General features: G+C 61.9%; 17 protein-coding genes. 6 read left to right on the forward strand and 11 right to left on the reverse strand.

The features are described 5' to 3' along the window. Positions 1-90: 90 nt before the first annotated feature. Positions 91-672, reverse strand: coding sequence for a TetR/AcrR family transcriptional regulator (locus FXN63_RS25860; RefSeq protein WP_148818484.1), 582 nt, complete (start codon positions 670-672; stop codon positions 91-93). A gap of 155 nt (positions 673-827) precedes the next feature. After that, the gene (locus FXN63_RS25865; RefSeq protein WP_148818486.1) at positions 828-1760 is read right to left on the reverse strand and encodes a 2-hydroxyacid dehydrogenase; all 933 of its coding nucleotides are present in this window, start codon (positions 1758-1760) and stop codon (positions 828-830) included. Between the two features lie 346 nt (positions 1761-2106). Here FXN63_RS25865 and FXN63_RS25870 point away from each other — a divergent pair, with 346 nt between their 5' ends. Then, positions 2107-2922 (forward strand): hypothetical protein, encoded by an 816-nt coding sequence (locus FXN63_RS25870; RefSeq protein ID WP_148818488.1) that lies wholly within the window; start codon positions 2107-2109, stop codon positions 2920-2922. An 80-nt stretch (positions 2923-3002) separates the two neighbouring features. Here FXN63_RS25870 and FXN63_RS25875 read toward each other — a convergent pair whose 3' ends face one another. From FXN63_RS25875 to FXN63_RS25890, 4 genes are all read right to left on the reverse strand, one after another. Then, a complete protein-coding gene (locus FXN63_RS25875) occupies positions 3003-3803 on the reverse strand; it encodes an ABC transporter ATP-binding protein (protein WP_425468637.1) in 801 nt (266 codons plus the stop codon). Continuing rightward, entirely contained in the window at positions 3800-4663 is an 864-nt protein-coding gene (locus tag FXN63_RS25880; RefSeq protein WP_148818490.1) for an ABC transporter permease, read from the reverse strand. Before FXN63_RS25880 ends, FXN63_RS25875 begins: the two co-directional genes overlap by 4 nt. Before the next feature lie 17 nt (positions 4664-4680). Next, complete coding sequence (locus FXN63_RS25885; RefSeq protein ID WP_148818492.1) at positions 4681-5646, reverse strand: ABC transporter substrate-binding protein; 966 nt, start codon at positions 5644-5646, stop codon at positions 4681-4683. Positions 5647-5906: 260 nt separating this feature from the next. Further along, a complete protein-coding gene (locus FXN63_RS25890) occupies positions 5907-6293 on the reverse strand; it encodes a VOC family protein (RefSeq protein WP_148818493.1) in 387 nt (128 codons plus the stop codon). 27 nt (positions 6294-6320) lie between these two features. Between FXN63_RS25890 and FXN63_RS25895 the strand changes: the two genes are divergently transcribed. Next, the gene (locus FXN63_RS25895) at positions 6321-6461 is read left to right on the forward strand and encodes a YpsA SLOG family protein (RefSeq protein WP_148818496.1); all 141 of its coding nucleotides are present in this window, start codon (positions 6321-6323) and stop codon (positions 6459-6461) included. On the opposite strand, the gene FXN63_RS25900 is transcribed toward FXN63_RS25895, so the two are convergent. Beyond that, on the reverse strand, positions 6428-8896 hold the full coding sequence (locus FXN63_RS25900; protein ID WP_148818498.1) for an ADP-ribosylglycohydrolase family protein: 2469 nt from the start codon (positions 8894-8896) through the stop codon (positions 6428-6430). The two genes, FXN63_RS25895 and FXN63_RS25900, sit on opposite strands and share 34 nt — an antisense overlap. A gap of 145 nt (positions 8897-9041) precedes the next feature. Next, positions 9042-9713: a glutathione S-transferase gene (locus tag FXN63_RS25905; RefSeq protein ID WP_148818500.1), complete on the reverse strand. Its 672-nt coding sequence runs from the start codon at positions 9711-9713 to the stop codon at positions 9042-9044. 163 nt (positions 9714-9876) lie between these two features. Here FXN63_RS25905 and FXN63_RS25910 point away from each other — a divergent pair, with 163 nt between their 5' ends. After that, entirely contained in the window at positions 9877-11151 is a 1275-nt protein-coding gene (locus tag FXN63_RS25910) for a winged helix-turn-helix domain-containing protein (RefSeq protein WP_148818502.1), read from the forward strand. Continuing rightward, entirely contained in the window at positions 11148-11852 is a 705-nt protein-coding gene (locus tag FXN63_RS25915; RefSeq protein ID WP_148818504.1) for a metallophosphoesterase family protein, read from the forward strand. The genes FXN63_RS25910 and FXN63_RS25915 overlap by 4 nt, the downstream gene beginning before the upstream one ends. 93 nt (positions 11853-11945) lie before the next feature. Here FXN63_RS25915 and FXN63_RS25920 read toward each other — a convergent pair whose 3' ends face one another. Beyond that, positions 11946-13286, reverse strand: a complete 1341-nt coding sequence (locus tag FXN63_RS25920) for an aminotransferase-like domain-containing protein (protein WP_187395037.1) — start codon at positions 13284-13286, stop codon at positions 11946-11948. A gap of 132 nt (positions 13287-13418) precedes the next feature. Between FXN63_RS25920 and FXN63_RS25925 the strand changes: the two genes are divergently transcribed. Continuing rightward, positions 13419-14360, forward strand: coding sequence for a 3-hydroxyacyl-CoA dehydrogenase family protein (locus tag FXN63_RS25925; protein ID WP_148818509.1), 942 nt, complete (start codon positions 13419-13421; stop codon positions 14358-14360). Between the two features lie 338 nt (positions 14361-14698). Further along, a complete protein-coding gene (locus FXN63_RS25930) occupies positions 14699-14923 on the forward strand; it encodes a hypothetical protein (protein ID WP_148818511.1) in 225 nt (74 codons plus the stop codon). Between the two features lie 66 nt (positions 14924-14989). Here the strand turns inward: FXN63_RS25930 and FXN63_RS25935 are convergent, their stop codons facing one another. After that, positions 14990-15943: a metallophosphoesterase gene (locus FXN63_RS25935; RefSeq protein WP_148818513.1), complete on the reverse strand. Its 954-nt coding sequence runs from the start codon at positions 15941-15943 to the stop codon at positions 14990-14992. A gap of 118 nt (positions 15944-16061) precedes the next feature. Beyond that, positions 16062-18626, reverse strand: coding sequence for a TonB-dependent siderophore receptor (locus FXN63_RS25940; protein ID WP_187395038.1), 2565 nt, complete (start codon positions 18624-18626; stop codon positions 16062-16064). Between the last annotated feature and the right edge of the window lie 149 nt (positions 18627-18775).

The following is an 18775-nucleotide window of genomic DNA, read 5'->3' on the forward strand; positions in this document are numbered from 1 at the left end:
CGACACAGGCAGCTGCATGACGGCGTAGCGGCCCGCGATATGGGCGGCACATGCCACCCGAGTGCAGTCCCACATCGCGCAGATCGAGCTTTAAAGCGTGCTCAGCGCCACGCCAATCACATCCGACATGCATTGACGGCGTTGCTGCGCAGGGGTTCCCTTGCCCAGTACCCGCAGCCCCTGCATGGTGCTGATCAGAAAGCGCGCCTGCGCCCGTGGATTTTTTTCAGCGGCGATGTCGCCTTCGCGCTGTCCGCGTCGGATCAATGTTTCCAAAGCCTTTTGCAGACGCTGGAAGTTGGCGGCCACCACCTTGGCCACGGCATCGTCCTGGCCCGCCAGTTCCAGCGTGGCATTGGCAACCAGACAGCCCCGCCGCTGCGGGTCACCAAGCTCATCTTCGGCGATTCGCGTCAGCAATTGCCGGATCAGCTCCTTGGGCGACCCCGGGCCGGAGACCAAGGCCACATTGACGGCAGTCAGCGCCAGATAACGCTGCAAGGCCTGTTGGTACAGCCCCTGCTTGTTCTCGAAGGTGCTGTAAAGGCTGCTGCGCGACAGGCCGGTGCCATCGACCAAGTCCTGAATCGAGGTCGCGGCATAACCGCGCTGCCAGAAAACATGCATGGCGGCATCGGCGATCTGATCGGGCTCGAAGGCTTTGGTGCGCATGGCAATTCCTTGGAAACTGGAATGCGGGTTCCAGAAAATGTAGCGCGCAATCGTCAAGCGGGATGCAGGCCGAATCACCACCCATCCGCCAGCATGAGCCAGAGCAGCAACATGGCGACAGCCGTGGAAACAGCCGTGTCCTCAGCCTGCCGGAATCACACAGGCGTGACCGGCCCCTGCCCCGAGAAAACCCCTTCCAGATTGCGCAAGAAGATGTCGAACTGGGCATCAATCGCTTCTGGCGACCAGCCTCCCACATGCGGGGACAGGATCAGCCGATCGAGCCCGATCAATTCAGCCGGTGGTTCGGGTTCGCTTTCATAGACATCAATCCCTGCCCCGGCAATCTGTCCGGTTTGCAGCGCAGCAGCCAATGCCTGGGTATCGACAAGACTGCCCCGTCCGACGTTGACCAGAAAGCCTTGCGGCCCGAGTTCACTCAGCACCTGCTCATTCACCAGATGATGGGTGCTTGCCCCGCCTGGCGCAGCGCACACCAGTACGTCGCACCAGCGGGCGAGTGCAGCCAGCGTGTCGAAGTACTCGTAGCCAAACTCGGGGCGCGGCCGCCGGTTGTGATAACCGATCTGCATGCGAAACGCCTGCGCGCGATGCGCGATGCGTTCGCCGACCGCCCCCATGCCCAGGATGCCCAGACGCTTGCCCGACACGTTGGGCGGCAGCGGAATCGAGGTGCGCCACACCCCTGCCCGACACGCGCGATCCAGCTCGCGGAAATTGCGCATGGTGGCAATCACCATGCCCATGGCGTGGTCGGCCACACACTCATCGTTGGCACCACGCCCGTGGCTCACCGGGATGCCTCGCGCACGCGCGGCATCGACCTCGACACGTTCGTAGCCGGCCCCCATGCACGCGATCAGCCGCAGCTTGGGCAGCGCATCCATTTCCTCTGCACGCAGGCCGAGCATGCCGATCGTCAACACCGCCTCGAACTCGGCCCCACGGGTCTGTATGGCCTCGGCCCGCTGCGCGGGCGTCAGCGCAAAGGTCGGACGGTAACGTTGGGACAGCAGCGCTTGCTGCGCAGCGCCGATTTCACACAGCACAAGGATGGAGATACTCATTGGGGAAAGCTCATTGGATGAAGCCCGTGGGGAGAAGCTCAGTCGTCGCGTTCGGAAAATCGAGATGGCTTGTCATGGCAAACAGGGCGCGACTTGCGCGCTAAGAGAAGCGCACAACAACACATGCAGGCAGAACATTCACCCGACAATACTGCGCGCCCCTCATGCCACCACCGCGACAATCTGGAACGATCGTTCCTGACAATGTACGATGCAGCCTCTGGTGCGTCAATGAACCGGGAATCGCGCAAGCATCGAAGACACTGACGCCGGATATCCGTACACCTCGTTCGAGGCGGCACACCACCGCAGCACCATCGGCGTGCTGTCTTTTCAGGTGCAAGGCATGGCTTTACTGGACGCGTTTCTTTCCACCATCCCGGTGGAAGCCCTGGCCGTCAGAATGCTGACCACAGCCTTGGTGGTGATGGCGGTGTCATGGGCTGTAGGCGTCTTCGGACCGATCATCGGCGGCGCGCTGGCGGGTCTTCCCATCGTGCTGGGGCCCGGGTTCTATTTTCTGGCAGCGCAAGCGCCTGCGTCGTTCGTTTCGCAGGCGGCAACCTACGCCTTGTTCTCGCTGTGCGCGACGCAGTGCTTTGTGCTTGCCTACATCGCGATGGCGAACCGACTGTCGCCCTGGACCTGCCTGATGAGTGTGGTGGGCGTGTGGGTGCTGGCAACCTTCGCGTTCCAGCTTGCGCCGGGCCAGGTGCACGTCGGCATCATCTTGTTCATCGTGACAACCGCATTGTGTTGGCACCTGGGCCGACGCTTCCTGTCGTCCACCAATTCGGCGAAGGGAAAAACCGGGTGGGGCCTGCTTGCCGCCCGGGGCTTGCTGGCCGGTGCGCTGGTGGCGGTGGTGACCAGCGCCAGCCAGACCCTGGGGGCCACCGGTGCGGGGCTGTTGATGGCTTTCCCGATCGGTTACAGCGTGGTGGCGGTGACGATTCACCAGCGCTTTGGCAGCGCAAGCCTCATCGCCACCTTGCACTCCGCGCTGCTGGGGACCAGCAGCCTGGCGGGGTTCTGCGCCGTGGTGGCGCTTGCCGTGCCGCACTGGCCAATCAATGTGGCGCTGGGCAGCGCGTTGATCACATCCGTGCTCATCACATCAGGGCTGGTACTCAGGCGGCATTTGATGGCCGCCCGCCGTTAACCTTGGGTGGGAAGTACCAAGGAAGTACCAAGGAAGTACCAAGGCCACAGACCAAACCCACAGCACCAAGCCGTCAGCGATCAGTGCGCCGACGCCATCGACTCTGCCCGGATCTCTTCCGTGAGCGTCGCCTTGATCGCCATGAATTCCGGCGAGGTCTTGATGGTGTAGTGACGCGGATGCGGGAAGTCCACCGCGAACTCGCTCTTGATGCGGCCCGGGCGTGCACTGAACACCGCCACGCGGTTCGCCATGAAGATGGCTTCGTCGATATCGTGGGTCACGAACAGCACCGTCTTGCGGGCCGATTCCCAGATGCCCAGCAGCAGTTCCTGCATCAGCACGCGCGTCTGGTTGTCCAATGCGCCGAAGGGTTCGTCCAGCAACAGAATCTTCGGATCATTGGCCAGTGCACGCGCAATCGCGGTGCGTTGCTGCATGCCGCCCGACAACTGCTTCGGGTAGTGATTCTCGAAACCGCGCAGCCCCACCTTGGCGATGAAATACTCGCTGCGTGCTTTCTGGTCGGCATCAGACATGCCGCGTTCGCGCAGGCCGAAGCAGATGTTCTGCGCGACCGTCAGCCACGGGAACAGCGTGTAGCTCTGGAACACCACGCCACGGTCAGCACCCGGGCCTTCGACTTGTTTGCCGTCCAGCAGCACCTGGCCGGTGGTCGGGTAGTCCAGGCCAGCCACGATGCGCAGCAAGGTGGACTTGCCGCATCCCGACGGGCCCAGGATGGTGACGAAGTCGTTTTCCTGAACCCTGAAGTCGATGGGCAACAGTGCCTGGGTACGTTGCCCCTTGGCACCGGTGAAAATGCGCGACACGCCTTCAACAGACAGGTGCAACCCAGAAGAATTAGACGAGCTGCTCACAACACGCTCCAGGCAAACAGGCGGCGGTTGAGCCACTTGAAGGCAAAGTCGGAAATCAGACCGATGATGCCGATGACGATGATGCCGAAGATGATCTGTCCGGTATTCAGCAGTGCCTGGCTGTCGGTAATCATGTGGCCGATACCCGACGACGACCCGATCAGCTCGGCCACGATCACGTAGGTCCAGGCCCAGCCCAGCACCAGGCGCAGGGTTTCGGCAATGCCGGGCGCGGCACCCGGAATCATCACGCGTGCAATCACGCCGCGACTGCCGGCACCCAGGGTGTAGGCGGCTTCGACCAGATCACGACGCGTGCTGCCGACGGTGACTGCCACCATCAGCACCAATTGGAAGAAGCAGCCGATGAAGATCACCAGCAGCTTCTGGGTCTCGCCGATCCCGGCCCACAGGATCAGCAAAGGAATGAAGGCCGATGCCGGCAGGTATCGACAGAAGGACACGAAGGGCTCGAAGAATGCCTCGACCCCCTTGTACGCACCCATTGCAATACCCAGCGGCACCGCCAGCACGGCAGCCAGCACAAAACCGCCGAACACACGCCACACGGTCATGCCGATGTCGTGGATGAAACCGTACTCCACGAACAGCAGCCAGGCTTCGCGCACCATCGTGACCGGGCTGGCCAGGAAGGTGGGCGACACATAACCGCCCAGCGTGAACCCCGCCCACACCGCGACGAACAGCACAAAGAACCCCAGCCCCAGCACCCAGCGGGTGGTGGCGCTGACGGGCTCAAGCGGCACGAACAGGCGATTGCGGCGAACCGGCTTGGCGGCCACCAACGCGGGAAGCGCGGGCGGTGCGACGTCGGTCGCGCGGACGGGGTGTACAGACATGGTTGAGCGCCGAAAAATTACTTGATGAAGCTGGCGTCGAAGGTCGTTGCCAGGTCGAGATCGGTTTTACGGATGACACCGGATTCCAGCAGAATCGGCGTGGCGTCCTTCATAAAGGCCGTCAGTTCGCCTGCGAAGAATTTCTGGTTCGCAGCCTTGTCCTGCCAGCGCAGGAATTCCGCCGACTTGGCGAACTGTTCGCCAGTCTGCTTCACCGCCGCGCCCATGATTTCATAGGACTTGGCCGGATCGGCCTTGATCATTTCCAGTGCTGCGAAGTAGGAATCGGTCAGCGCCTGGGCCAGCTTCGGGTTGGCCTTCAACCATGCGGGCGAGCAACCCACGGTGTCCATCACCATCGGGTAGTCGAGCGTGGTCGCCAGGATCTTGCCTGCCGACGGGTTGGCGCGCACGGTGGACAGGAAGGGCTCGTAGGTCATTGCAGCGTCGTTCTGGCCGGCCACGAAGGCTTGCGCAGCCGCTTGCGGCGACATGGTGGCCGTCTTCACGTCTTTCAGCGTCATGCCGTTCTTGTTCAGCATCCAGGCCAGGCCGAAGTACGGCGCGGTGCCCGGTGCGTCGACACCGATTGTCTTGCCCTTCAGGTCGGCAAAGCTGTTGATGTTGCCACGCACCGCGATGCCGTCGGCACCGTAGGACTTGTCCATCTGGAAGATCTGCACGATCGGCACGCCATTGGCGTTCCAGGCAACGTGCGTCTCGATAGTGGTGGCTGCACACTGAATGGCGTTGGACGCCAGCGCCAGGTGGCGATCCTTTTGCGGGATCAGCTTCAGGTCCACATCCAGGCCGTGCTTCTTGAAGATGCCGGCCTTGTCAGCCAGCGTCAGCGGCGCAAAACCGGTCCAGCCGGACATGCCCAGTGCGATCTTGGCTTCCTGCGCAGATGCACCGAACGCCAAGCCCATCAGGCAGGCACCCACGGCGAATTGCGCAACACCCTTGCCCATCAGCTTTTTCATGTTGACTCGACCCTTAATAAGGAAGGCTTATGCCTGGAAACAATGTGCTTACATTCGGATGAAATATACAGGCAAAACCCTTAGCATCGCCCACCCTGTTGTCACATAGGCAAGGCGTGGTGCAGGCGCAAAAAGACGCGGGCGCATGATACATGTGCCCGCGTCTTTTTCGTTGAATGAAACTCGGCCGATTGGATGGCGACATCGTTGATGTCGCTACCACCTTGGCCGGTTAATCCAGCCGCCAGATACACGCTTGGCTATGCGTCGTCGCCGTGGTGCACGGCTTCGATGTTGTAGCCATCCGGGTCAAACACGAAGGCCGCGTAATACCCGGCGTGATATTGGGGCCGCAGCCCAGGCGGCCCATTGTCGCGTGCCCCTGCCGCCAGCGCAGCGGCATGAAACGCATCGACCTCGGCGCAGTTGCGGGCATTGAAGGCGATATGCTTGCGCGGGGTTTGCGGCGCTCCCTGGCTGATCCAGAAATCGCCGTGCGGATCGCCGCCATTGTGGCGGTCATCGACAAAACCCGCCGCGTCATCGAACTGCCGGCTGATCGAATAACCCAGGGGTGCCAGCGCGGCTTGATAAAACGCCGTGCTGACTGCGAGTTGGCTGACGCTGATGTCGGTGTGATCGATCATGACTCACCCTTTCACTGGAATGAACGCGTGTATTTCGTCGAGAAGATCGTATCGGGTGGCCAGACCGGCAGCGACCGCGCCGCCCTGGATTGGGCCATCGTACATAAGGTGCCCCACGGTGACGGCTACGTTGCTCAGAAGCCCGGATACTTGTCCCAGGTCTTCTGATTTCGCACCGAATCTTTCGCGTATTCGCCCACGTCCCAATCCGCAAAATCGTACAGATCGCCGGCCAGTTCGGCGATCACGTCACTGAGTTCAAGCTGGGCCAGCCAGTGCGATGGAATGGCGTCCACGCCCCACTTCGCTCCCAGCAGATTACCTACCATCGACCCGGTGGAATCCGAGTCACCGTCGTGATTCACGGCCATCACCACGCCGTGCTTGAAGTCGATGGCCACCAGCGCGCAATAGATGGAAATTGCCAGTGCTTCTTCGGCCACCCAGCCTTGGCCAAGCTCCGCGATCGCGTCTTGCGAGGGTCGGCCACTGGCGGCCAGACGTTCGGCGTGTTCAATGGCCGCCAGCGTTTCCTGGTGCGTGGGAGCGGCTCGCAAGCAGGCCTTGGCGATGTCGAGCGCATCGGTCCAGCTCGCACCACCCACAGCGGCCTGGACCAGTACCGCAAACACGCCACCGGTCAATGAACCCGTTGGGTGGCCGTGCGTCAGTGCGGCCAATTCCGTGCCTATCTCGAAAGTCAGTTGCGGCAACTGCTCGAAGCGCTGCGCGAACAGGCCCACCGGTGCCATGCGCATGACCCCGCCGCAGCCCTTGCTATTGTTTTTCGCCGGAACCCCCAGGCTTGGCATGTCACGCAGCGACGACAGGCAGGTATGGCCCGGCGCGCGACGCGCATGCAAGGCATGGTGGCCAAACAACCAGCCGGACTTGTCTTCGCCGAAGACGACGTCGCATTCGCCTTGTTCACCCTGCGTGTGCAACCAGCGCAGATAGGCGTGTGCCACCACGCCAGGGTAGGTTGTGATGCCCTTAAAAGCCCCGCGCACCCAGGCACGCAACAGACCTTCAGCGGTGAACAGCGTCATCTGCGTGTCGTCGGTGATCGTGCCCAGCCCGCCGTAAGCAGGGGCGTAGTCGGTAATGCCATCGGGACCGAAGCGATGCAGGATTTCCGCGCGTTTCATGAACTCGACCGGTGCGCCCAGCGCGTCTCCCACGGCACCGCCCAGCAGGCAACCGAGGAAACGCTTGCGCAGGATGGCAGGGGTGGCGAGCTGTGTTTGGGATGCTTCGATCGATGTCTCTCCAGACGACGAAGCCGAATGCCCGCTGGTCATGGCACCCAATGCGATATTCATTGCAGCAGTCGTGGCGGATACATCGCCAGATGCCACATCAGACGCACTCTTCACCGCATGATCGGTCACCGGCTTGTCGCTGACAGTCTTACGCCGTTCCGCAGCGCCCCGCCGACACAGCATGTCCAGCCACGTGAACAGCCGGGCAAGCCCGGCTTCGCTGGTCGCGTCGGCCATGTTGTGCTGACGCGGATGCATGTTGATATCCACCGCCGTGGCGCGCCAGCCATCAGCGAATTGTGCAAAGTTCACCCGATAAATGCAGTTGCCTGTCCAGCTGCGGTGCAGATACAGCACCCCATCTTCGTAGTACACAAACCACTTGTCTTCCATCTCTTTGGGCAGCAATCCGCAGCGGATATCTGCCATATCGGTTTCGTCGAATTCATGCCCGATATTTCTTGGAATGGATATCGATCTACGCAATGCCGGCATCGGCCGGGTCTTCCAGTCTTCCCGGCTTGCAATGGGCGATGCCAAGGGTTGCGGCAAGCATGCCAATGCGGCTTCCAACACTGCCAGGTCACGCTTTCTGCCGGTGGCATTCGTAGTGAGCCCAAGCCGCTCGCGCGCCTGGTCGGGCGTGGCCCAGCACAGGGATGACGTTTCCGCGTTATCGAAAGCCAAGGTCACGTCGGGCGTGGCCAGCATCAGGAAATAACGGTTGATGGTGGTGCCGCCAAGGAACTCGCCAGGCACCGGTGTGAGTATCCGGGCAACGACACCGGTTTCCTCGAACACTTCCCGCAATGCAGTCTGACGCGGTGTCTCGCCAGGGTCGGGCCGACCTTTGGCGAAGGTCCACACATAACCGTCATAGTGGTTTTTAACTTCGCGCAGCAGCAGATTGCCACGCGCATCCATGATCACGGCACCGTAGGCAACTGCCTTCCCTGCAGGCATCGCAGCCGACCAAGGCAGGCCATCCCAAGGTGATGCGGCAGGTATCTGTGCATCGTCAGTTGTACCGGAGAGCATCGACCATGCCTTGCCACCAGCCGCTGCACGCGATGCACCCAGGCTATGCGACAACTCGTCCTGCACCACCGGGTAATCGATGTCTTTGGCGATCAAGGCCAGGGCTTTGGCGAAAGCGTCGTGCGTGGCCTTGGCACGCCACGGGTATTCGCTGCCTGGCTGCGATTGGCTGTCGGTCAGCGAGGGCAGGTAATGCTGGCGCAGACGCGTCAGGTCGTCGCGATGCCGGCTACGAATCGTCAGATGCTGGTTATCGGGTTTCTGCACCACACTGAAGAAACCGATCCGGGTCATGAGCCACATGAGACTGTCACTTTCAAGGCGCTAAAGGACAAGCCTAGCAAATCCCGATGCAGCGCATCGGCCGGCACCTTTTCCAAGTGTAGCGATGGGCTGCCGATAAAAATGGCGACATGACCGCAGCCGCCATCATCCTCCACTACCCCCATCAAGACAGCGTGAACGGACCACCGCGCGCCAAGGCTTTCTGATACGCAGGCCGGGCATGAATGCGCGACAGCCAATCCATCAGGCGCGGCCGTGACGCATCCAGGCCACCCCGCGAGGCGGCAGCTTCCAGCGGAAAACTCATCTGAATATCCGCGCCGCTAAAAGCCTCACCGGCGAACCACGTGCGCTTGCCCAGCTCGCCTTCCATGAAGTCCAGGTGCGTTTTCAGCTGCGGCGAGATGAAGCCGCTTTTGACCTTGCCTGCAATCGCCTTGGCAATTGGTTTGATAAAAAACGGCATGGGGGCTTTTTCGACCTTGTCGAACACCAGCTTCAGCAGCAGTGGCGGCATGGCCGAGCCTTCCGCGTAGTGCAGCCAGTAGCGATAACGGTCGAAGTCGGGCGATCCGGCAGGCGGTGCCAGGCGGTCGCGTCCCAGTCGTTCGACCAGGGTTTCGATGATCGCACCCGACTCGGCCAGCACCAGGCCCTGGCCGTCCGTCACCACCGGGGACTTGCCCAGCGGGTGCACGGCTTTCAATTCTGGCGGTGCCAGCATGGTTTCCGGGTTGCGCTTGTAGTGAACGATGTCGTAGGGCTCACCCAGCTCTTCCAGCAGCCACAGAATGCGTTGAGAACGTGAATTTTCCAGGTGGTGAATGGTCAGCATGAAGGGGCTTCCTTGACGGATAAGCCCCATTGTCATGCCGGCGCAGGCTGGCTGGTGTGTCCGACGGTTAGCGACCGATTCGCGAGAGAGCGCCGGGGTTGGCAGCAGTAGCGCGCAATATCGGCTGCTAAGATTCAAGCCCCCCGAGGAGGCCCGGATACCGATGCCGCAATTCCCCGCCAGACACCTGGCCAAGCCGTTCGCCCGACAGCTGTGGCTCCATGCCCAGGGCCTGACCACCGCTGCGCCCTTCGGCACCGGTCCAGCCGCCACGCTGGCCGCCACACGCCAGCTTGGCTACGTGCAGATCGACACCATCAACGTGATCGAGCGCAGCCACCACCACATTCTTGCCACCCGCATTCCCGACTACCGGCGCGACCACCTGGCGCAGGCGCAGTCGGTGGACAAGACGGTTTTTGAATACTGGACCCACGCGCTGTCGTATGTGCCGGTCGAGGACTACCGTTTCTACCTGCCCGCCATGCAGGACCATCGCAACAATCCCCGATCGTGGTTCGACAGTGTTGACCGCGATGCCGTGCGGCGACTGCTGAAACGCATCGAAGCAGAAGGTGCCTTGTCGCTGCGCGACATTGACGACGATGTGCTGGTCGACAAGACCCATGCCTGGGGCAGTCGCAAACCCTCGCAGCGTGCGATGAAACTTGCGTTCTACCAAGGCGCGCTGACGGTCAGCGCCCGCAGCGGCATTCTGAAAACCTACGAGCTGACCGACCGGCATTTCGGCTGGCCGCCACGGCCACGAACGGCAACGCCCAATCAGATCACGGCCTACCTGCTTGACCGTGCGCTGCGCGCGCAGGCCATCGTCAGCCTGGATTCGATCTGCCATCTGGATGCACCCAGCAAACCCGCCGTGCGCGCCTTGATCGAACAACGGGTAAAACGCAAGACGCTGGTGCCGGTGCAGCTGGACGACACGCCCACTGCGTACTGGGCAGAACCCGCCACGCTGGATGCAAGCCACGCACCGCTTGCCGACGACCAGGTGCATATCCTGTCGCCCTTCGATCCGCTGATCATCCAGCGCAAGCGGCTGATGCAGTTCTTCGACTACTTCCACCGTTTCGAAGCCTACGTGCCTGCAGCCAAACGTGTGCTTGGCTACTTTGCATTGCCGGTCTTGCTGGGTGACCGCATCGTCGCCGCCATCGACCTGAAAACCGATCGGGCGCAACAAGCCTTGCGTGTACAGCAGTGGACGTGGTTCGAAGACGTGCCGGCGGCGGGCAAACAAGCCATCGACCACGCCCTGCATCGCTTCGAAGCGTTCCAGTTGGGACGGGAGGCAAGCCCGGACATGCCAGCCCGACATACCCAAGCCGCACCGCCGTTCAACGTGCCTGCCGAATTGGCAGAGGCCACCGCACAGGCAATGCCGCCCGAAATACCGCCAAAGGCACCACGCCGATGATTCTTTTCTGCGGAGACCCGCACGGCCGTTTCGACCACATCATCGACGCCGTGCACGAACACCGTCCCGCGGCCATTGTGCTGCTGGGCGACCTGCAGGCCCCGCAGCCCTTGGAACAGGTGCTGGCATCGATCCTAGACAAAACCGACATCTGGTTCATCCACGGCAACCACGACACCGATTCCGATGCGGACTACGACAACCTGTTCGGCTCGGCACTGGCCGACCGCAATCTGCACGGCCGCATTGTCGAGATCGATGGCCTGCGTGTCGCGGGGTTGGGTGGCGTATTTCGGGGTCAGGTCTGGGGACCACCCGCCGCGTGGAATGCCGAGACGCCGGAAGAGTATGTAGCCCGCTGCGGCCAAGGAAACTGGTGGCGTGGCGGCTTGCCGCGACGCCATCGCAGTTCGATCTTTCCGGTCGACTATTTTGCGCTGGGCGGCAAGACCGCAGACGTGCTGGTCACGCACGAAGCACCCAGCGTGCACCGCCATGGCTTCTACGCGATTGATGAGCTGGCTCGCAGCCTGAAGGTGTCGAAGACTTTCCACGGCCACCATCACGACCGGTTGGACTATCGACGCGCCTGGCAACGTGTGGGCTTTGAAGCCTGGGGTGTGGGGCACTGTGGCATATCGGATTTGAATGGCACGATGCTGCGTGAGGGTACATTTGATGAGATGCGCAGCAGGCGTTGAAAATCAGGTGCAGATTGGTTGGCGCTGCGTAAGCGACGGCACCACGTAAGCAGCATCAAGCACCCTGCCGCCAGCACCACACCACAAATGCGATCAAGGCGGCGCACCCAACAGGTCTGCCACGCACTGCAAGGCCGTGCGCAGTTCCGCCTGATTCCTGGCAGACCCGGTGGCGATCCGTACCGCATTCGACGACACGCCCTCACCTACCGCAAATGCGTCGCCCGCCAGAATGCCGACACCGCGCTGCGCGAGTGCGTCGACAAACGCTGCCGGTGTCCAAACGGCTGGCAACCTGAGCCAGATGCTTAGCGGACCGACCGTAATCAGGTTGCGAAACTCCCGAAGTATTTCCGCTGCAATAGCCGCCCGCATCCGCCCTTCCGCCCTCACCCGTGCGATGTGCCGGAAGGCCGATTTGTCGCGCAGCGCCTGGATCGCCAAGGCACCGACAATCGGGGATGGCGACAGCATGGTGGTACGCAACAAGTCGTCCAGTGCACGCGACTGCTGCACGCTTGGTGACACGACATACGCCACCCGCAAACTGGGCGACAGACACTTCGACAAGCTGGCGATGTAATAGGTCTGCCGGGGAGCCAGACTGGCAATCGGCGGCACTGGCTGCTCAAGCAGTTCGCCGTAGACGTCATCCTCGAAAATGCGCAAACCCTGCCGCTCGGCAATGTCGGCAATCGCTTGCCGGCGTTCCAAGGGCATGGTCGCATTGCTTGGATTCTGCGCATTCGGCACGCAGTAGAGCGCCTTCGCACCGGTTCTGAGCATGGCGTCTTCCAGCGCCGAAGGCACGATGCCGTGCGCATCCATGGCCACCGGCTCAACGCGGATGTCGAACATCGCAGCCAGCACCCGTATCGTCGGCCACGCCATTTCCTCGGCCAGTAACACGCCTGAGGTGCCGACCTCCAGACGCATCAATGCCATCAATGCGGCGCGTGCACCCGCAGCCGTGGCAACCCGGTTCAACAGTGTTCCCGCAAAACGCGGCTGCAACCACTGCACCGCCGGGGCAATGGCAGACGGATCGCGTCGATACGCGCGCTCGGAAAACAGCGCCACCCCGTTCTCCCCACCCAGGGCCACCAGCGCAGTCGCCAGATCAAACGGAATCCGCAAGGCAGGCGGCCACACCGATGCAAGGTCGATCTCCGGCCGGGGAGACTGCGCGTCCTGCACCAATGCCGTCTGATAATCGGTGGACACCGTCGTGCCGCGACCGGGTTGCGCCGCAATCAAGCCCCGCCGCTTGGCTTCGGCATACGCACGCGTGACCGTCGTGAAATGCAGGCCCAGATGCTGGGCAAGCTGCCGCTGCGAAGGCAATGGCGTACCCGCGCGCAACTCGCCGGAATCCACGCCAAGCGCCAACACCCTGACCAGCCGCATATACGCGGGGCCATCCGATTCGCGCATATGCGTTGCCACATACATCAACACCGATTCATGCATACACCGACTTGAGTCCCTTCCATCGCGGTTCGACACTTGATCCCACTGCGAAGATCAGCAGCGCCAATCAGTGTACGGACCGACAGCGGGGATTGCATGCAAGAAAACAGGGAAGAAAAAGCGGTAGTCATCATCGGCAGCGGCATCATGGGGCGCGATATCGCAGCCATTTTTGTCGCAGGCGGCTGGACCACCCAACTGGTGGCACGCGACCAAGCGCGCTGGCCCGACGCACGCCAACTGCTGGCTGCATCGGCACGACAACTGGGCAACCACGACGATGCAAAAGTGGTGTTCCGCGCCAGCATCAAAGACATCGACTGGCAACACGTACAGGCCGTGCTTGAAGTCGTGCCGGAACAGCTTGCCTTGAAGCAGTCGCTATTCGCCGAACTCGACGCCGCCGCGCCCGCGCACGTGGTCTTCGGGTCCAACAGTTCAGGCATTCGCATCACCGACATTGCACAAGGTCTGCCGGGTGCCGGACGCATGGCCAACACCCACTTCTTCCAGCCAGCCCACCTGGTGCCGCTGGTAGAAATCGCCAAAGGCGAAGCCACCACCCAAGCCACCATGGATCGGCTCTACGACATCTTCGCCAGCCTGGGCCGCGCCCCGGTACGCGTAAACCGCGACCTGCCCGGCTTCCTGGCCAATCGCATCCAGCACGCCCTGATGCGCGAAGCCTTCGCAGTCATCGACAGCGGCTTGGCCAGCGCAGACGACGTCGACCTAGCCGTGCAATTCGGCTTCGGATTCCGCTACGCAGCGGCCGGCCCGATGCTGCTCAAAGAATTTGCCGGATTCGACACCCAGCACGCAGCCGCCACAGCGATCTACCCATCCCTGAGCAACGACACCGCACCCGGCAAGACCTTGGCAGGCCTGGTGCAACAAGGCCGCTTCGGCATGAAAGCGAAGAAAGGCTTCCGCGACTGGACCGACGAAGCCATTGCGGAAGAACGAACACGATATGAAGCAGCCTTGGTGAAAGCAGCAGCCGTACTCGGGCCGCCAAAGATCAAGCGAAGCACCTGACGCAGCGTGCGCCGCGCACGTTCAAACTGTGGGCGCTGGGGCTGTGACGGGTTGGCAGCCTTTAGTCAGTGACTTCGCTTGCGAAAAATGCATATCCAAAACAAAGCGCAAACACGCACCGCGCAGCGAGCAGCCACACGAAGCCACCAGCCCCCCATTCATTCTCCCGCAAGCCGTTCACGTGCGGCCACCCGCTTCGCTGTCACCCCACCCTCAAGCAGACGCGCAAATATTCTTGAGTGGCGCTGCGGTAAAAGGCTGCTGAAGAACCCACCGAATCGTGAGCCGGAGACACCGCTTCGTGGCGACCTGGCCAGCCAATCCCCGGAGCCAGCCGCATGGCAATCAAGAATGGTGGCCAACGAATGCCGAGAACCAAGTCCAGCACCAAGCAGCCAGAAAAACAGAAGCCGCCCAAAGGCGGCATGCACTGCGAACCAAACGTCTTTGAAGGCGTGGGTGGTGGGGCCGGATTGGCTGCCCTTCTGGACGAGGTGGAGGGCGGGAGCCCCGACGCCAAAGTCCAGCGGGGCAGACGAGCCGGCCCCACCACCCACGACTGACTCAAGAACCAAACACCCTGCCCAACGGCGTCCCCCTCGTGCACTCAACGCACACCAGACACCCCGTCAGACGACAAAAAACTTCCCGCCATCCAACACCGCTTCCCCATCCCACCGATAAGCAACCAAATCACCCCCCTTCCCCGCGCTGTAATCCACACACGCCGCCATCGGCGTCTGCAAAGCAGGCGTGCCAGTCATCCAGTAATGCCCGAAAAACACCGGCTTCTCACCCGCATAACGATGCAGGTCACCCACAGCCACCGCAAGTTCGGGAAGCGCCAGACGCTCAGTCTCCGGCATCATCGCCAACGCACGATAAGTCAGCGCAGACTCATCCCACCAACGCGTGCGCACCTCATATCGCGCCACCCCATCCTTATCGTGGAAAAAGTGCCCATCCGGCAAGGCCAACTCCAACCCCTTGGTCACCCCCTCCACCGCCCGATACGCCGCCGACCCCTTGCGACTCGCAGCAACCACCAGTTCCGGCGTCAGTTGCAAGTCTGCCGTCAGCAACGGACGAATCTCATTCATATAGCCATCGTGCCAACACGCATGAACCACTCGGAAGCCGGGTGCTTCCAGCCATAGCGGAATAGTCATGAACCAGTCGATCAATTCCTGATGCAAAGCCGGCCGGTGCTCGACCTCTGCCAGAAAAGCCGCATGCTGATGACGGTTCTTCACGCCCACCGCGCCACTGCGCGGCCGTAGATATTCACCTGCACGCTCGGGGTCGGGCGTGTGCCAGGCGATGGCGTTGTACTCGTGATTGCCCATGATGATGCGGGCCGATCCGGCATCCACCATCCGGCGCACCAGCATGACGGTATCGACCTGCCGAGGGCCGCGATCCACCAGGTCACCCACAAAAATGGCGGTGCGATCAGGGTGGCGATACGCACCCAAAACATCCCGATAGCCGAGCTTTTCCAGTAATGCGATCAGCTTGTCGGCCTGTCCGTGGATGTCGCCGATGATGTCGACGCCTTGCGTGGGGAATGTCGTGAGGGTCATGGAAACACTGCCTGTCTGGTGCGGACGGCAAGCTGCAAAAAACCGCCTTGCGCGTTTGCCGCCCGACAGATTGACGCCAAGATGAATGGCGAATTGGACCCTCGATTTTACGACCTGATCAGAAGCGTCCTCGCAGGGTGACCTGCACGCTGCGTGGTTCGCCCCAATGCACGCCGCTGTAGAAGCCGACGTTGCGGTAGTAATGTTTGTCGAACAGGTTGTTGACGTTCAAGGACATGCTCAGGTTGTCGGTGATGCGGTATTGCGCCATCAGATTCACCAGATAGACCGAGGACTGCGTCATGCGCGTAGGTGCATACACCAGCGTGCCGTTGGCGCGTTCGGCCACCGGGCGATTGCCATCACGGAACAGGCTGCTTTGCCATGTCAGCCCACCACCCACCGTCAGGCGATCCAATGCACCCGGCAATTTGTAGGTGGTGAAGACGCGCAGCAGATTCGACGGCGTGGTGGTGTTGATCGGCACGCCCAGTGCGTTGCGCGTCACGGATCGACTGAAGCCCGCCGACACGTTCCAAGCCGGCGACAACATGCCGCTTGCCTCGACTTCCCAGCCGCGCACCGTGTTGCCTTTGCCGGTGGATCGGTATGCGCTCTCACCGCCTGGCAGGTAGCCTTCCGGCACGCTGTCGTCCAGTTCAGCCACGTTGTCCTGTTTGCTGCGGAACACCGCTGCAGCCAGGTTCAGTTTGCCATCCAGCAATTCCGATTTGGCACCGATCTCGTAGTTGGCCCCCACCACCGGATCAAGGTACTGGCCATTCTTGTCGCGATTGCTTTGCGGCCGGAAGATATCGGTGTAGCTGGCGTATACCGTGGTGCGACGATCGATGTCGTACAGCAGGCCAGCGTAGGGGGTGAAGGCCTTGTCGGGCGAATACCCGGTGTGGGACCGGAAAGTGCCATTGGTGTTGAAGTTGTCGCTCTCGGTGCGCCAGCTGCTGTAGCGCGCACCCAGCACAGCCGCCAGCGGATCGGACAGTTTCACGCGTGCCGCGCCGTAGGCAGCCGATTGTCGCAAGGTGGTCGTCGAGCTGGGATAGCCCAAGTAAGTGGCAGAGGGCTGTGCCACGTTGCCGTTCCAGTTGCGCCAATCGGGAATGACGTTCCACGATGCAGGCATGGCCGACGTAATCGACGCTTCCGACGCACCGTAACGGCGATTGGTGGTGTAGCCGAACGTCAGGTCATGACGCTGGCCGAACAGATCCACCTTGCCCACGGCATTGATATCGGCCACGGTCATGGTTTCGTCGTAGCGCGAATTCATCGCTGCAATCGTCACGCCACTGCCGTCGGGCCGGGGCGTACCACCAAAGCCGAAGTAAACGTCGGTATCGACCTTGCGACTGCTGTGGCTGTAGGTGCCCTTGATCTTCCAGTTGTCGTTCAGCTCGTGTTCCAGCGTGGTAAACGCGGTCGACTCGGTCGGTGCCCAGGTGCCCCAACTGCTGCTGAGGTTGGTCGATCGCGGCATGTTGACCAGGTAGGACTGTTTGGCGGCCGGGTCCCAGCCCCAGTACAACACGGTGCCCCAGGTGGGCGCGCTAGGGGTCTGCTTCTGGTATTCGTAACCCAACGACAGCACCGTGCGCTCGCCCAGGTCGGCTTCCAGAATGCCGTAGGCAACCTTCTTTTCCATCTCGTAGAAATCGCGGAACGATTCACGGTTTTCGTCGGCCACTACCAGACGACCACGCAGGTGGCCGTCGAAGGCCAGCGGGCCGCCGACATCAGCCTCGGCGCGGCGCAGCTTCCACGAGCCGGCCAGCAGAGCACCATTGGCCGCAAACTCATGTGTGGGTCGTTTGCGCACCAGGTTGACGCTGCCCGACGGGTCGCCGGCCCCGGTGGTCAGGCCGGTGGCACCACGCACGACTTCCACGCGGTCGTAGACAATCATGTCGGTGTTCTTGCCACCGATGCTGCCGTAGGTATTCAGCACCCCATCGACCTGGAAGTTGCTGATCGCGTAGCCGCGCGACGAGAAGGTGATGCGCTCGGAATCGGTTTCCTGCACCAGAATGCCGGTGGTCTGCGCCAGCACTTCAGACAGCTTGTTCACGCCCATGTCGTCCAGCCGTTGACGCGTCACCACGGTGACCGACTGCGGGGTTTCGCGCGGCGACAAGGCAAGCTTGGTGGCGGTATTGGTGGATCGCGCGGCGTATGACGGCGACCGCTCGGTCACCGGGTCGTCGATGGCATTGGCGCTCACACTGACCGGGGCCAGCGTGGCTGGGCCGGTGCTGTCCAGGGCAGCACCTGCCGGCAAGGCGCGCAGTACATAACGTCCGTTCTCGGCGTGTGCCCGCATGCCGGTGCCTGCGATCAGCGCAGCCAGGCCTTGTTCCACCGTGTAGGTACCTTGCAAGCCGGCGCTGCGCTTGCCCGTCGTCAACCCGGCATCGACCGCAACCATTGCACCCGCTGCGCTGCCAAAATGTGCCAACGCTTCATCGAGCGGACCGGCCGGGATATCAAAACGACGTTGTGCCGAGACGTCCTGGGCTGCCATCTGCGCCATCGCCGCGCCCGACACCTGAATGGCTCCCACCGCCATGCACCACAGCGCACCGCATACCGCCTGAGCGATCCGATCGGGTCGGCGTTGGCGGCCGGATGAAGCAATGTGGGTGGGCAGGCAATGGCGGTGCACCATGAACAGATTCCTTTCGACAGGGCAAAAAAATGAAGGCAGTACCGCGACCACATGCGGCATGTCCTGTTTGCCAATCGAGGCGAATAAATCTGCCCTGCTGTTACAAAATTTGGGGTCGAAGCGCTACGTTGCGGGCCTGAGCAGACCTG

Origin of the sequence: Pigmentiphaga aceris (assembly GCF_008119665.1) — a bacterium.
Lineage (GTDB): Bacteria > Pseudomonadota > Gammaproteobacteria > Burkholderiales > Burkholderiaceae_B > Pigmentiphaga > Pigmentiphaga aceris.